The sequence below is a fragment of the Oceanimonas doudoroffii genome (assembly GCF_002242685.1).
Taxonomy (GTDB): domain Bacteria; phylum Pseudomonadota; class Gammaproteobacteria; order Enterobacterales; family Aeromonadaceae; genus Oceanimonas; species Oceanimonas doudoroffii.
Genome location: NZ_NBIM01000001.1, coordinates 1,328,297 through 1,343,744 on the forward strand (window position 1 = coordinate 1,328,297; position 15,448 = coordinate 1,343,744).

Sequence of the window (15,448 nt, forward strand, 5' to 3'; positions counted from 1 at the left end):
TTATCCTCTCGCCGGCGGTGGCGCCAGCACTTCCCGTTGACCGTTGCTGCCCGCCGGGCTGACGATGCCCTGGGCTTCCATCTGATCGATGATACGGGCAGCCCTGTTGTAGCCTATCTTGAACTTGCGCTGCACACTGGAGGTAGAGCCACGGCGCGACTCTACGACAAAAGCCACCGCATGGTCGAACAGCTCGTCGAGCTCACCGTCGGCCCCTTCCGGCGCCTCGCCCGGCAACAGACCGTCGGTGCCGACGTCGCCGCTGAGAATGTCCTCGATGTAATCGGGCTCGCCCCGCTCCTTCCAGGCCGCCACCACCTTGTGCACCTCGTGATCGTCCACAAAGGCGCCATGCACCCGGGTGGGGTTGCTGTCGCCGGCGGGCAGGTAGAGCATGTCGCCCATGCCCAGCAGCGATTCGGCGCCCTGCTGGTCGAGAATGGTGCGGGAGTCGATTTTGCTCGACACCTGGAACGACATGCGGGTGGGGATGTTGGCCTTGATCAGGCCGGTGATCACGTCCACCGACGGCCGCTGGGTCGCCAGGATCAGGTGAATGCCGGCGGCCCGGGCCTTCTGGGCGATACGGGCGATCAGCTCTTCCACCTTCTTGCCGACGATCATCATCATGTCGGCGAATTCGTCGATTACCACCACGATATGGGGCAGCTTTTCCAGCGCCGGCGGACAGGTGTCCATCGACTGGGTGGGCTGCCACAGCGGATCCCGCAGCGGCTCGCCGGCGTCGATGGCCTCCTGCACCTTGGCGTTGAAGCCCTTGAGGTTGCGCACCCCCATGGCCGACATCAGCTTGTAACGGCGCTCCATCTCGCCCACGCACCAGCGCAGGGCGTTGGCCGCCTCCTTCATGTCGGTGACCACCTCGGTGAGCAGGTGGGGAATGCCCTCATACACCGACAACTCCAGCATTTTGGGGTCGATCATGATAAAGCGCACCTCTTCCGGGGTGGCCTTGAACAGCATCGACAGGATCATCACGTTGACCCCTACCGATTTGCCCGAGCCGGTGGTACCGGCCACCAGCACGTGGGGCATCTTGGCCAGGTTCACCACCACCGGATCGCCGGCAATGTCCTGCCCCAGCACCATGGTCAGCGGGTGCTGGCTGTGATGGAACAGCTCGGTGTCGATCACCTCGCGCAGGTACACGGTCTCGCGCCGGGTATTGGGCAGCTCCAGCCCCACGTAGGGCTTGCCGGGAATGACTTCCACCACCCGCACGCTGATGGCGGACAGGGAGCGGGCCAGATCCCGGGCCAGGTTGGTGATCTTGCTCACCTTGACCCCGGGCGCCAGATCCAGCTCGAAGCGGGTGATCACCGGGCCTGGATAGACCCCCACCACATTGGCCTGCACGTTGTAGTCGGCAAGCTTGGCTTCCACCAGTCGGGCAATGCGTTCCAGCTCGGCCTCACTCACCGCGTGCTGACGTGGCTTGGGCGGGTCCAGCAGGGTCACTTCCGGCACCGGGCTGAGCTGGCTGGCGGGGGCCTTGCGGGCCGGTGGCGCCGCCGGGCGCACAGGCTCGGCCGCCGCCGGCGCGTCGTCTTCGTCCTCGTTCAGCCAGGGCAGATCCAAGGCCTCACCCGGGTCTTCATCATCCTCATCCAGGCTCCAGCCGTTGGCTTCGGCCAGCGTGGCCACCGGCGGCTCATCGTCGTCATCCAAGGCACTCATAACCGGCTCCTGCCTGCGCGGTGGCAGCTTTTTCTGCGGGGCCAGCCGGGGCTCCGCATGGTGTGACGCCGGTGCCAGCAGCGGATCCTCATCGTCCGGCTCAGAGTCGTCTTCCTGCTCGGACTGGCCAAGGCGATCGCGGAAACGACGCCAGCCGGCAAAGCCGGCTTCCCGGGCCGGCGGCTCGGCCACCGGAGCCGGCTTGCTGACGGCTGCCGTAGCGGGCTCGCCGCCGCGACGGCGGCTCTGCCAATCGGCAATGCGCGCCGGCAGGCTCGACAGCCAGCTCGGCGCTTCCAGCACCATGGCGCCGAGGCGCTCCACGATCAGCAGCCAGGACCAGCCGGTAAAAAAGGTGACACCGGTGGAAAAACAGCACAGCAGCATCAGGGTGGTACCCAGGCTGCCAAACACCGGATTCAGGGCCCCGGCCAGCATGTCGCCAATCAGGCCGCCGGCAGAAAAGTAGTAAATGTCGCCAATGTTCATGCTGGCCAGCGCCAGCAGGCTCAGCAGCACCATCAGAAACCCGATGATGCGCAGGCTCAGGGTCAGGTAGCAGATATCGATCAGCCCCTTGGGCCGCCACAGCGTTACCCAGCCCACAAACACCATGAAGGGCGGCAGCAGGTAGGCAGAAAAGCCAAAGGCGAACAGCAGTATGTCGGCCAGCCAGGCCCCGGCCGGGCCGGCAGCATTGCGGATGTCACCGCCCCAGGCGGTTTGTGACCAGCCCGGATCGGATGGGTGATAAGACACCAGCGACAGCATCATGAACACGGCCAGTACAATGATGGCTATCAGACCGGCCTCAAAGAGACGCTGCAAACCAGACATGGGAGTAAACAGCTTTTTCTCCGCCAAACGTCCGCTCCTCGTTATTATGATTGTGCTCAGGTTATCAGGATAGGGCGACGAAAAAAGTCGCCACCATACAACGACAAACGAGCGGCCTGGGCCGCTCGCTGGGTGTGGTGTTCGAGTCCCGCCGGCATAAAAATACCAGAGCCGGGCACAATAGCACAGCTTAACGGGTGTTGATCACCAGTCGGTTGCTCTGCTTGACCTCTTCCATCACCACATAGGTTCGCGTGTCGTTCACACCGGGCAGTCGCAGCAGGGTCTCCCCCAGCAGCTTGCGGTAGGCAGACATGTCAGCCACCCGGGTTTTCAGCAGGTAGTCAAAATCCCCCGACACCAGGTGACACTCCTGGATTTCTTCCAGCTTCTGCACCGCGTCATTGAACTCGTCAAACACGTCCGGGGTGCCCCGGTTCAGGGTGATTTCCACGAACACCAGCAGTGAGGCGTCAAGAAACTGCGGGTTGAGAATGGCGGTATAGCCTTCGATGTATCCCTGCCGCTCCAGCCGACGTACCCGCTCCAGGCAGGGTGTGGGGCTCAGGCCCACCCGCTTGGACAACTCCACATTGGAGATACGGCCATCCTGTTGCAGTTCGTTAAGTATGTTGCGGTCGATGCGATCAAGCTCCTTGAGGGGGCGATTGTTCGCATCCAATACTTCATCCATCCTTTGGCTCATTTCGCTAGATTCCACTTTTGGTTCCGGACTAGTCACCCCCGCCTCTGTTCGAATCGGGAGTGGTTCAGGCAATATTGTCTTGACCGGGACGAACCCCGATTCGGTGACGGCTGCGATAAGGAAAATAAAAATATGAAATTATTGATTACATATACAAAAAGCAGCAAACAGAAGCTTAACATGATAAACCGCAAACAGGTAGCACATATGTTTGTCATTAAGGTAAAAAAAGCGTCAAACTCCAGTTTGCAGAAATACTGTCAGCTAATTGCCCTGAAACGACCCATTTTTAGTTTCATCTAAAGCAGCGCCACAGATCCCTCTAAAAAACTCGTGCACCTGCGGCTTGGCCAGGTGTATACCCCGGACATGGCCGCCCCTGGACAGCATTTTCTCTGGCAAGACGACGGAGGCAGCCGCACTTAAATTGATTGCAGTTATATTGCATAAGAATTCGTTATAACACTTTTCTCCGTGTATCGCCCTGCACGACGGAGAATCAATGCCGTCACGCTTTATTCCCCAAGGCCTATCCCCTACAATCGAAAGCCATATTTTCGTCGCCTACTTTCCCAAGCTTGGAGAAACACATGAGTCAAGCCAAACACGCCAAACTGCTAATTCTGGGCTCAGGCCCCGCCGGTTATACCGCCGCCGTTTATGCCGCCCGGGCCAACCTCAGCCCGGTGCTGGTCACCGGCATTCAGCAGGGCGGCCAGCTGACCACTACCACCGAAGTGGAAAACTGGCCCGGCGATGCAGAAGGCCTGACCGGTCCGGCGCTGATGGAGCGAATGAAGGAGCATGCCGAGCGCTTTGAAACCGAGATTGTGTTCGACCATATCAACAGTGTGGAGCTGAGCCAGCGCCCCTTCCGCCTGCGGGGCGACAGCGGCGAGTACACCTGTGACGCCCTGATCATTGCGACCGGAGCCTCGGCCAAGTACCTGGGGCTGCCGTCGGAAGAAGCCTTTCAGGGTCGCGGCGTGTCGGCCTGCGCCACCTGCGACGGCTTTTTCTACCGTAACCAGAAGGTCGCCGTGGTAGGCGGCGGCAACACCGCCGTGGAAGAGGCCCTGTACCTGTCCAACATCGCTTCCGAAGTGCACCTGATTCACCGTCGCGACCAGTTCCGCTCCGAGAAGATCCTGATCGACCGGCTGATGGACAAGGTCAACAACGGCAATATCGTGCTGCACACCGACCGTACCCTGGACGAAGTGCTGGGTGACGACATGGGCGTAACCGGCGTACGGCTGAAGGACACCAGATCCGACGCCATCGAGCAGCTGGACGTGGCCGGGGTCTTTATCGCCATCGGCCACCAGCCCAACACCGGCATTTTTGCCGAGCAGCTGGAAATGGAGAACGGCTACCTCAAGGTGCAGTCCGGCCTGCACGGCAATGCCACCCAGACCAGCATCGAAGGCGTGTTCGCCGCCGGCGACGTCATGGATCATGTGTACCGTCAGGCCATTACTTCCGCCGGCACCGGCTGCATGGCCGCCCTCGACGCCGAGCGCTACCTGGACGCCCAGGCCCAGCTGTAACACCGAACGCGGTCATCGCGGCTGCCTTTGGCTGAAAGATAAAAACGGCGCTGTCTGCACAGCGCCGTTTTTTTGCTCAGGCGGTGCGAGCCGGTGCCGGGCGGTGTTGCCGCACATGGTCCAGCGCCTGCGGCAGGGTAGGATAAAAGGACAGCTCGCCATTCGCCGAAGCCAGGCCGGCGCGGACCAGGACTTGCCACGGCTGAAACGGCAGATCCGCCACTACCACCTTCATGCCTCTGCGGCCACACTCGCTCACAAAACGGCTCAACGCCGACAGGCCACCGGCGTCCAGTACCGGCACCGCATCCATGCTCAGCACCACGCCATGATGATCACGGGTCAACAACGCCAGCTCACCAAACACCCTGTCGGCGGCGGCAAAAAACAGCGGCCCATTGATGCGGTATACCGCCCAGCCCACCGGCAAGGCCTCGGGCACCAGTCCCGTATGGTGGGAAATGTCGCTCACTCGAGTCATTTCGGCGATGTTTTTCACAAACAGTACCATGGCCATCAGCATGCCGGCGGTAATGGCGATCACCATGTCCAGGGCAATGGTCAGGGAAAAGCAGGTCAAAAATACCAACACATCGCCCCTGGGAGCGGTTTTAAACAAATGCACCGCCTTGTGCGCTTCGCTCATGTTCCAGGCCACCACCAGCAACAAGGCTGCCATGGCCGGCATGGGCAGATAGGCCAACCAACGGGCCAGCAACACCAACCCCGCCAGTACCACCAGGGCATGCACCATGGCCGCCACCGGTGACACTGCGCCGGCCCTGACATTAGCGGCCGAACGGGCAATGGCAGCGGTGGCGGGGATGCCACCAAAGAAGGGCACCATCAGGTTGCCAATGCCCTGCCCCAACAGCTCACTGTTGGCACTGTGGCGCTGACCGGTCATGCCGTCCAGCACCACGGCACACAGCAAGGATTCGATTGCCCCCAACATGGCAATGGCAAAGGCTCCCGGCAACAGTTCCTGCATCAATGCCCAGCTCACCCCGATGGCGTCACCATGGGGACCCGGCTGTTGCCAGGGCCAAACCAGGGCGGGCAGTACCGGCGGAATGCCCGCCCCCTGAGTGCCATCGGGCAGCAAATAGCTGAACCGGCTGCTGATGGTGTCTATGGCCAGCCCCTGTTGATTCAGCCACGCCGCCGCCAGTCCGGCCAGCAACACTGCCGGCAGATGCGGGGGTACACCGGTGTTCAGGCGAGGCCAGAGCAGCATGATGGCCAGGGTAACCCCGGCCACCAGCAGGCTGGGCCAGTGCAGCTCCGGCAGATGCAAGGCCAGCGCTCCCAGCCGGGGCAGAAATGCCTCGGGCAGGCCGTCCACGGTCAGCCCGAAGAAGTCCTTCAGCTGCAAGCCGGCAATCACCACGGCAATGCCGGCGGTAAAGCCCAGAATCACCGGCTCGGGCATGTATTCCACCAGACGCCCCACGCGTAACAACGCCATCACGACCAGCAGAACACCGGCCATCAGGGTGGCCAGCAGCAGTCCGCCCAGGCCATGCTGTTGCGCAATGGGATAGAGGATCACCACAAAGGCGGCGGTCGGGCCGGAAATGCTCAGCCGGGAGCCGCCGGCAAGGGCGATAACAAAACCGCCAACAATGGCGGTATAAAGCCCATACTGGGGCGCCACACCACTGGCAATGGCCAGCGCCATGGCCAGGGGAATGGCGATAATGCCGACGCTGATCCCGGCCAGCACATCCCTGAACAAATGCGTCCGGCCATATCCCCGGCAACTCTCTCTCAGCGCATGGCCGGGACGAAGGGAAAACAGGTGGGCACGGTGGGGCATGGCGGGCTCCGGTAACAGGTTGAAACATGAGCGGATATTCAGTGTAGGCGCGTCTGCAACACATTCAATGTTAATATGATTAACATGTGATGTACGCTGGAGGTTATATGGAACACCGTACCGCCCGACTGACCCTGCTTATCGACCCGCGCAAAAAGGCGCTGTTTGAACAACTTTGCGCCGAAGAAGACGTCACCCCGTCCCAGAAGGTGCGGCAGTTCATTCGTGAGTATATCGAGCAGAAGGCCGGTGAAGACTGGCACGCGTCTTCATCCTGAACCGGAGCCATGACCATGTATCTGACGCAACTGGATCACCGGCTGTGGTTTCCCGAGCCGGACCTGGCCCTGGCCGATCCCGAGGGCCTGCTGGCGGTGGGCGGCGATCTGAGTCCCGAGCGGCTGCTGCTGGCCTACCGCATGGGCATTTTTCCCTGGTTTGACGAGTCTCAGCCGCCGCTGTGGTGGTCGCCCAACCCTCGTGCCGTATTGGTGCCCGCCGAGCTGCATGTCAGCCGCAGCCTGGCCAAACTGGCACGCCAGCAACGCTACCGGCTGACGGTGAACCACGCCTTTGAGGCGGTCATTCGCCACTGCCGCGAGCTGCGTGAAAGCGGCCCCGGCACCTGGATCACGCCGGATATCGAGCGCAACTACTGCCAGCTGCACCACCTGGGCCATGCCCATTCGCTGGAAGTATGGGACCAGCACCGGCTGGTGGCCGGGCTCTACGGCATTGGTCTGGGCCGGCTGTTTTGCGGTGAGTCCATGTTTCACCTGGTCAGCAACGGCTCCAAGCTGGCCATGCTGGCCCTGTGCCGCCATTTTGCCGCTCACGGCGGTGAGCTGATCGACTGCCAGCTGCCCAATCCGCACCTGCAAAGCCTGGGCGTGGTGAGCTGGCCCAGATCCCGCTTTCTGCATAAACTCAAAGGGCTGCAACATCCGTCCATGTCCGCCACCTGCTGGCAACCAACCGAGCTGAGCCTATGAGGGAAGTCAATCTGAAGGTGGGGCTGACCCCCAAACACCCCTGCAGTTACCTGCCGGGCCGACTGGAGCAGTTGCTGGTGCTGCTCGACCGCGAGCTGCTCTGCCCGGAAGGCTATGAACAACTGCTGTCGGCGGGCTTTCGCCGCAGCGGCTCCGATATCTACCGGCCCCGCTGTCAGGCCTGCCAGGCCTGCGAGTCGTTGCGAATTCCGGTATCCGACTTTATGCCGGGTCGCAGCCAGAAACGCATTTTGCGCAAAAACCGGGATCTCGACATACGCCTCAGCCAGCAGGACAAACCGGAATACTTCGAACTATACCAGCGCTATATCAGTTGCCGGCACCAGGACGGCAGCATGTATCCGGCCAGCCACCAGCAGTACGACGGCTTTTTGCTGTGTCAGTGGCTACCGCCGGCCTTTCTGGAAATCCACGCCGGTGAGCGGCTGATCGCAGTGGCGGTCATCGACATACTGAGCCACTCCCTCAGTGCCATGTATACCTTCTACGACCCGAAGGAAGAGCGGCGCTCTTTGGGCAGCTTTGCCATTCTCTGTCAGATTCAGCTGGCTCAAAAGCTGAACAAGCAATGGCTGTATCTGGGCTACCAGGTCGACGGCTGCCGCAAGATGAACTATAAGCAACGTTTTCGCCCCCACGAACGGCTGGTTGGCGGCCATTGGCGGGCGATGAAAGACTGAGCATAAACTTTACACTGAATGCGAAATCCGGCATGATCCCTGCCGTTTTATTGCCTGCGTTAACAAGAGGACTCAATGGCTAAAGAAGACAGTATTGAAATGCAGGGGACCATTCTGGAAACCCTGCCCAACACCATGTTTCGCGTTGAGCTGGAAAACGGCCATGTGGTCACCGCTCACATCTCCGGCAAGATGCGCAAGAACTACATTCGCATTCTCACCGGTGACAAGGTCACTGTCCAGCTGACTCCCTACGACCTGTCCAAGGGTCGCATCGTCTTCCGCTCTCGCTAAGTCGTCACTCCCCGTTTCGGTTGAGGCAACAGGCTTAACAGCCAGGGGCGAAGCTTCGCCCTTCATCGCCAGGCACTGCTCCGTTTTCGTTGGAAGAAAAAATGCCCGGCGCCGTAAACGGCGCCGGGCATGTTGCCTTTCATTACCGGCTCAGTGCGCCAGGGACGCCTCCGACTGAAACTCGAAGTGCAACTGCTCGTTGCGCAACGTCACCCGAACCACACCGCCGCCGACCAGCTCGCCAAATAGCAGCTCGTTGGCCAGGGGCTTTTTCAGCTGTTCCTGAATGACCCGGCCCATGGGGCGGGCACCCATTGACTTGTCATAGCCCTTTTCCGCCAGCCAGTGGCGAGCCTGCTCGCTGACCTCCAGTGACACCCCCTTGGCATCCAGCTGGGCCTGCAACTCCACAATGAACTTGTCCACCACTCGGTGAATAATGTCCATATTGAGGTGGTTGAACCAGATGATATGGTCCAGCCGGTTACGGAACTCAGGGGCAAAGGTGCGGTTGATTTCGGTCATGGCATCATGGCTGTGATCCTGTTGCTGGAAACCGATGGACTTGCGCACGGTTTCCTGCACCCCGGCGTTGGTAGTCATCACCAGGATCACATTGCGGAAGTCCGCCTTGCGGCCGTTGTTGTCGGTCAGGGTGCCGTTGTCCATCACCTGCAGCAGAATGTTGAACACATCCGGGTGCGCCTTTTCGATCTCGTCCAGCAGCAGTACCGCATGAGGATGCTTGATCACCGCATCGGTCAGCAGGCCGCCCTGGTCAAACCCCACGTAACCCGGAGGCGCCCCAATCAGTCGGGACACCGTGTGGGCTTCCATGTACTCGGACATGTCAAAACGAATCAGCTCAATGCCGAGAATGCGCGCCAGCTGCTGGGTCACCTCGGTCTTGCCCACCCCGGTGGGGCCGGCAAACAGGAAGGAGCCGATGGGGCGCTTCTCGTTGCCCAGGCCGGCACGGCTGAGGCGAATGGAGTCGGTCAGCACTGAGATGGCCTTGTCCTGACCAAACACCACCATTTTCAGGTTGGGCTCCAGGTTCTTCAGCGCCTCCTTGTCGGAGCTGGATACGGACTTCTCCGGAATGCGGGCGATCTTGGCAACAATGGCTTCAATGTCACCCACCCCTATGGTCTTCTTGCGCTTGGACGGCGGCATCATGCGGATCTGGGCGCCGGCCTCGTCGATGACATCGATGGCCTTGTCCGGCAGGTGCCGGTCATTGATGTACTTGGCCGACAGCTCGGCCGCGGCCCGCAATGCCTTGGTGGTATAACGCACATCATGATGCGACTCGTAGCGGCTTTTCAGCCCCTGCAGAATGCGGGCGGTGTCGTCCACCGACGGCTCGAGAATATCAATCTTCTGAAAACGCCGGGCCAGGGCCCTGTCCTTTTCAAAGATCTGGCTGTATTCCTGATAGGTGGTGGAGCCTACACAACGGATCTGGCCACTGGACAGCAGCGGTTTCAGCAGATTGGCGGCATCCAGCTGGCCGCCGGAAGCGGCGCCGGCACCGATGATGGTGTGAATTTCATCGATAAACAGAATGGCACCTTTCTGTTTCTCAAACTGCTTGAGCACCGCCTTGAAGCGTTTTTCAAAGTCGCCCCTGTACTTGGTACCCGCCAGCAGGGAGCCCATGTCGAGGGAGTAAATGGTGCTGTCGGCAATAATTTCCGGCACGTCGTTGTGTACAATGCGGTAGGCCAGCCCCTCGGCGATGGCGGTCTTGCCCACTCCGGCTTCACCCACCAGCAGCGGGTTGTTCTTGCGCCGGCGGCACAACACCTGAATGGTGCGGTTCAGTTCCTGATCCCGACCGATCAGCGGATCGATACGTCCGTCCTTGACCCATTGGTTAAGGTTGATGACAAAGCCTTCGGTCTGGTTGCTGGCCGCCTCATCGTTGTGCTCTTCCTGACGGGATGACGAGGCGTCTTCCTGTTCGCCGTCCTTGCGGACGCCATGGGAAAGAAAATTGACCACGTCGAGCCGGCCCACGCCGACCTTTTTCAGCAGATAGGCGGCCTGGGACTCCTGCTCGCTGAAGATGGCCACCAGCACGTTGGCGCCGGTAACCTCGGCGTTGCCCGAGGACTGCACATGAAACACGGCTCGCTGCAGCACCCGCTGAAAGCCCAGGGTAGGCTGGGTTTCGAGATCATCATCGCCCACCGGAATCAGCGGCGTGGTCTGTTCAATAAAGCTGCGGGTTTCCCGCTGCAACAGCTCCAGATCGGCGCCACAGGCCTGCAACGCTTCCTTCGCCGCGGGGTTTTCCAGCAACGCCAGCAACAGGTGCTCCACCGTCATGAACTCATGGCGGGATCGACGGGCATCGTTGAAGGCATCATTCAACGTGCTCTCAAGATCTTTGTTCAACATAGGCACCTCCCCTAAGAAACTCCGGTCACCCTTTTGCTCGGGTCATGTCTTACGCCTGCTCCATGGTGCACAACAACGGGTGTTCGTGCGTACGGGCAAACTTGTTTACTTGCGCAACCTTGGTTTCCGCAATCTCTGCGGTAAACAGTCCGCAAACCCCCTTCCCCTGGTAATGTACCGCCAGCATGACCTCGGTGGCCTTGTCGACGTCCATGGCGAAAAATCGCTGCAGTACTTCCACTACAAAATCCATGGGGGTGTAATCGTCATTATTCAAGATAACCTTGTACATAGGAGGGGGCTGCAACGCAGTTTCTTCCGCCTCCCTTACCTGCTCCTCGACGGTCTGCTGTGTTCTTCTGCCCATATAATTACTCTAAATCACGGTGTTGGATCCTGCTACAGCGGAACGGCATTTGGCCTTGTTTCAGACTGTGGCTGTGATCTGCGCCGAATGTTTTGGTGTCGCCCGAAGCCATCATGTCGACCACCACGGCAACCACTCCCGTCTTTCACCCTACCGCCTGGACCGGGGCTGTCAACACATCCTCGGGGTCATGCGGAAAGACTGGCAAAACGGGACACTTTCGCAAAAAGCCTCTCGCTCCCCCCTTGACTCCCCCACCGGTTGCACTAGAGTGAGTAGTGGCAATCGGTGGTAGTTTCGTTCGAAGCTTACTGCGAGCGGTTTCATTCGGCGATAAATCAACGCCAGTTATAATGGGCCGCAGCCAGTTTCTCAATGTTGTTTAGGATGTTTGAGTAAAAGGACGCACGAGTATGACAACCGGAACGGTTAAATGGTTTAACAACGCCAAAGGGTTTGGTTTTATCTGTCCGACGGAAGGGGGCGAAGATGTCTTCGCGCACTTTTCCACCATCAAGATGGAGGGCTATCGTACCCTGAAAGCAGGCCAGGTCGTTCGATACGAAACAGAAAAAGGCCCCAAAGGCAACCATGCGGTAAGCATTGAGCCTGCAGGAGAGCCGGCATAATAAAGCACGGGATGGTACCCCATCCTTCTGAAAAGAGGCGCCAACAGGCGCCTCTTTTTCGTTTTGTGGCTCAGTCGTTCAACCAGAAGCTCAGCCCAAATCCCAGCAAGGCCAGCCCCAGCAGTGCCAGCCCCAGCGGGCGGGCATGATGGCGCCACAACCGCAGCGCCTGTTTGCCGGTCAGCCGCACCAGCAAGGCCAGGCCGTAATAGCGAATGCCCCGGCCTATGGCCGATGCCAGCATAAACAGGCCCAGCGGATAATCGCCGGCGCCGGCGGCCAGCATGGCCACCTGAAAGGGCACCGGCGTAACCGCCACCGTCAGAATGGCCATAAACCCCCGCTCGGCGAGCTGCCGGGAGAAGTCATCAAACTGTTCGGCACTGCCCAGAGGGGTCAGCAGAGAATGATCCAGGCTGTCAAACAACCAGGCACCGGCACCGTACCCCAGCAACGCGCCGCACAGGCAACCGGCCAGGGTCACCCCGGCCAGCAGCCACAACCGCTGTCGTTCAATCAGCAACAACGGGATCAGCACCAGCTCCAGGGGCACCGGCAGCATCAGCGCCTCCAGCAACGACAGCACAAACAACAGTGGCAACAGCCAGAATGAACCGGTGAAACGCCGAATCCAGGCCGGCAGCGCATTGTCGGGTTGAGTCATGATGGCTCCGCAAACGGTTGACACAAGCTTCGGGCCGGCGTGCTTTTCCCGGCTCACGGGCTCTGTTAACTTAAACAACACCAGCCCAAAAAGGAAATCGCCCCCATGGAAGCCAGCCCGCTTGCCCCCGCCCTGTTGTCTCCCGATGAACTGACCCTGGTCCGCTGCCGCGACATGCTGGGCCAGTTACAGGACTGGCTGGAGCAACGCTTTCAGTCCGGTGACGATGTCACCGAACTGGTATGCACCCGTTCCCAGCACATGGATCAACTGCTGACCGGACTCTGGGCCCGGCACGGTCTGCATCAGCAACCGGATCTGGCGCTGGTGGCGGTGGGGGGATATGGTCGCGGCGAGCTGCACCCCTGCTCCGACATCGATCTGCTGATACTGAGCCGTCATGCCTTGGACGAGGCCCTGATCGAGCGCGTTTCCGATTTTGTCACCCAGCTCTGGGATCTGCGCCTGGAAGTGGGCCACAGCGTGCGGTCGGTGGCCGAATGCGTCGCCCAGGGTGAGCAAGACATCACCGTGGCCACCAACCTGATTGAGGCGAGGCTGATCACCGGCTGCTATCACACCTTTGCCGCCCTTACCCAGGCCACGGCGCCGGACAAATTCTGGCCCAGCCAGGCCTTTTTCGAGGCCAAACGCCAGGAGCAGGAACTGCGTCACCGCCAGTTTCGGGATACCAGCTACAAGCTGGAGCCCGACATCAAGAACAGTCCGGGTGGCCTGCGTGACATTCAGACCATCAGCTGGGTTGCCCGTCGTCATTTCGGCGCCACCACCCTGGGGGAAATGGTCAGCCACGGCTTTCTCAGCGAGGCTGAGTTTGCCGAGCTGCAGGACTGCCAGACCTTTTTGTGGAAACTGCGCTTTGCCCTGCACACCGTCACCCGCCGCCCCGACAACCGTCTGTTGTTCGACCGCCAGCGCGCCGTGGCCGCGGCCCTGGGCTTTGCCGGCGAGGGCAACGAGTCCATCGAACACATGATGAAGCGCTACTATCAGACGGTGCGCCGGGTGGCCGAGCTGAACGAGTTGCTGTTGCAGCTGTTTGACGAGGCCATTCTCGGCCATATCGCCATGGACGTAAAAAGCCTGACCCCGGAATTCCGCCTGCGCGGGCGATTGATTGACGTGGTGGATCCCGAGCTGTTTATGCGGGAGCCGGCGGCCATGCTGCGGCTGTTCTACCAGATCGCGGTGCACGGTCAAATCGCCGGCATCTACTCCACCACCCTGCGCGAACTGAGGGATGCACGCCGCCGGCTGCCGGGATTTCTGTGCGAACGGGCCGACTGCCGCCGCCTGTTCATGATGTTGCTTCGCCATCCCGGCAGCGGCCGCCTGGCACTGACCCTGATGCACCGCTATGGCATTCTCGCCGCCTATTTTCCCCAGTGGAACAAGATTGTCGGCCAGATGCAGTTCGACATGTTTCACGCCTACCCGGTGGATGAGCACACGCACCGCGTGCTGAAAAACATCGCCCGTTTTCGCGATGCCGACCGCCGGCGCAGCCACCCACTGTGCCATGAGATCAGCAACCGGCTGCGCAAGCCTGAGCTGCTGCTGCTGGCGGGACTGTTCCACGACATTGCCAAGGGCCGGGGGGGCGATCATTCCACCCTGGGTGCCGATGACGCCCTGGCCTTTTGCCTGGACCATGATCTCGACCGCTCCGACGCCCGCCTGGTGGCCTGGCTGGTGCGCTGGCACCTGTTGATGTCGGTCACCGCCCAGCGCCGGGATATTCACGATCCGGACGTGATCCGCGAGTTCGCCACTCAGGTGCGGGACGAGCTGCGCCTGGACTTTCTTTACTGCCTGACCGTGGCCGATATCTGCGCCACCAACGACGGCCTGTGGAACGACTGGAAGGGCAGCCTGTTGCGCGAGCTGTATTTCGCCACACAAAAGGCCCTGCGCCGTGGGCTGGAGAACCCACCGGACCTGCGCCTGCGCATTCGCGAGAACCAGCAGCAGGCCCGCCGCCTGCTGGAGCACATGAACAGCCCCACCGAACACCTCAAGACGCTGTGGTCACGGCTGCCCGCGGATTACTTTCTGCGCCACAGCCCGGAGCAAATCGCCTGGCACAGCAGCCATATTCTGGCTCACGACGATCCACACCGGCCCCTGGTGCAGATCAGCCAGCAACCGGGCCGGGGCGGTAGCGAGCTGTTTATCTACAGCCCCGACTCCCCCAACCTGTTCGGCCGCGTGGCGGCGGCCCTGGATCAGAAAAACCTCAACATTCACGACGCCCAGATCATGACCTCCAAGGACGGTTATGCCCTCGACACCTTTATCGTGCTGGAGCCGGATGGTCAGCCGGTAAGCGGCGACCGCCTGAACGAGCTCTGCTCCGGCCTGAGCCTGGCGCTCAACAGCCGCACGCCACCGGTGGCGCGGCTGCGCCCGCCCTCGCGCCGGCACCGGGAGTTTCATGTGCCCACTCAAGTGCACTTTCTGGACCCGGCGCGCAGCAGCAAACGCACCCTGATGGAGGTGATCGCCCTCGACACGCCCGGCCTGCTGGCACGCATCGGTGCCGTGTTCAGCCGCCAGGGCCTGAACCTGCACGCCGCCAAAATCACCACCATCGGCGAGCGAGTGGAAGACTTTTTCAGCCTCACCAACAGCGACGATCGGCCATTAACTGAGCAGGAGTGCACTCGGCTGCGGGAAAAATTGGCAGATGAACTCAACCATGGCGGCAAAATATGATAAAACGGGCACCAATTCAGGAATCCGACACATTTATGGAGTGAACACC

The 15,448-nt window shown here is 60.6% G+C and carries 13 protein-coding genes; 7 read left to right on the forward strand and 6 right to left on the reverse strand.

The window, feature by feature from the left end:
* Nucleotides 1–2,562, reverse strand: coding sequence for a DNA translocase FtsK 4TM domain-containing protein (locus B6S08_RS06175; protein WP_094199857.1), 2,562 nt, complete (start codon nt 2,560–2,562; stop codon nt 1–3).
* Nucleotides 2,563–2,725: 163 nt separating this feature from the next.
* Nucleotides 2,726–3,229 carry a leucine-responsive transcriptional regulator Lrp gene (gene lrp, locus B6S08_RS06180; protein ID WP_019935522.1) on the reverse strand — a complete coding sequence of 168 codons (504 nt, stop codon included), beginning with the start codon at nt 3,227–3,229 and terminating at the stop codon, nt 2,726–2,728.
* A 602-nt stretch (nt 3,230–3,831) separates the two neighbouring features.
* Here lrp and trxB point away from each other — a divergent pair.
* Nucleotides 3,832–4,791, forward strand: a complete 960-nt coding sequence (gene trxB, locus B6S08_RS06185; protein WP_094199858.1) for a thioredoxin-disulfide reductase — start codon at nt 3,832–3,834, stop codon at nt 4,789–4,791.
* Nucleotides 4,792–4,867: 76 nt separating this feature from the next.
* Here trxB and dauA read toward each other — a convergent pair whose 3' ends face one another.
* Nucleotides 4,868–6,610: a C4-dicarboxylic acid transporter DauA gene (gene dauA, locus B6S08_RS06190; RefSeq protein ID WP_094199859.1), complete on the reverse strand. Its 1,743-nt coding sequence runs from the start codon at nt 6,608–6,610 to the stop codon at nt 4,868–4,870.
* Nucleotides 6,611–6,717: 107 nt separating this feature from the next.
* Here dauA and B6S08_RS06195 point away from each other — a divergent pair, with 107 nt between their 5' ends.
* From B6S08_RS06195 to infA, 4 genes are all read left to right on the forward strand, one after another.
* Complete coding sequence (locus B6S08_RS06195; RefSeq protein WP_094199860.1) at nt 6,718–6,888, forward strand: CopG family transcriptional regulator; 171 nt, start codon at nt 6,718–6,720, stop codon at nt 6,886–6,888.
* 9 nt (nt 6,889–6,897) lie between these two features.
* Nucleotides 6,898–7,602: a leucyl/phenylalanyl-tRNA--protein transferase gene (gene aat, locus B6S08_RS06200; protein ID WP_211284160.1), complete on the forward strand. Its 705-nt coding sequence runs from the start codon at nt 6,898–6,900 to the stop codon at nt 7,600–7,602.
* Nucleotides 7,599–8,303, forward strand: a complete 705-nt coding sequence (locus tag B6S08_RS06205) for an arginyltransferase (RefSeq protein ID WP_094199862.1) — start codon at nt 7,599–7,601, stop codon at nt 8,301–8,303. The genes aat and B6S08_RS06205 overlap by 4 nt, the downstream gene beginning before the upstream one ends.
* Before the next feature lie 75 nt (nt 8,304–8,378).
* Nucleotides 8,379–8,597, forward strand: coding sequence for a translation initiation factor IF-1 (gene infA / locus B6S08_RS06210; protein ID WP_014291892.1), 219 nt, complete (start codon nt 8,379–8,381; stop codon nt 8,595–8,597).
* 150 nt (nt 8,598–8,747) lie between these two features.
* Here the strand turns inward: infA and clpA are convergent, their stop codons facing one another.
* A complete protein-coding gene (gene clpA / locus B6S08_RS06215) occupies nt 8,748–11,003 on the reverse strand; it encodes an ATP-dependent Clp protease ATP-binding subunit ClpA (protein WP_094199863.1) in 2,256 nt (751 codons plus the stop codon).
* A 49-nt stretch (nt 11,004–11,052) separates the two neighbouring features.
* Nucleotides 11,053–11,370, reverse strand: a complete 318-nt coding sequence (gene clpS / locus B6S08_RS06220; RefSeq protein ID WP_094199864.1) for an ATP-dependent Clp protease adapter ClpS — start codon at nt 11,368–11,370, stop codon at nt 11,053–11,055.
* A 413-nt stretch (nt 11,371–11,783) separates the two neighbouring features.
* On the opposite strand from clpS, the gene cspD reads away from it, so the two are divergent.
* Nucleotides 11,784–11,999 carry a cold shock domain-containing protein CspD gene (gene cspD, locus B6S08_RS06225; RefSeq protein WP_094199865.1) on the forward strand — a complete coding sequence of 72 codons (216 nt, stop codon included), beginning with the start codon at nt 11,784–11,786 and terminating at the stop codon, nt 11,997–11,999.
* Between the two features lie 70 nt (nt 12,000–12,069).
* Here the strand turns inward: cspD and B6S08_RS06230 are convergent, their stop codons facing one another.
* Nucleotides 12,070–12,663, reverse strand: a complete 594-nt coding sequence (locus tag B6S08_RS06230; protein ID WP_094199866.1) for a YqaA family protein — start codon at nt 12,661–12,663, stop codon at nt 12,070–12,072.
* Between the two features lie 105 nt (nt 12,664–12,768).
* Here B6S08_RS06230 and glnD point away from each other — a divergent pair, with 105 nt between their 5' ends.
* Nucleotides 12,769–15,399 carry a bifunctional uridylyltransferase/uridylyl-removing protein GlnD gene (gene glnD / locus B6S08_RS06235; RefSeq protein WP_094199867.1) on the forward strand — a complete coding sequence of 877 codons (2,631 nt, stop codon included), beginning with the start codon at nt 12,769–12,771 and terminating at the stop codon, nt 15,397–15,399.
* Nucleotides 15,400–15,448 lie beyond the last annotated feature (49 nt).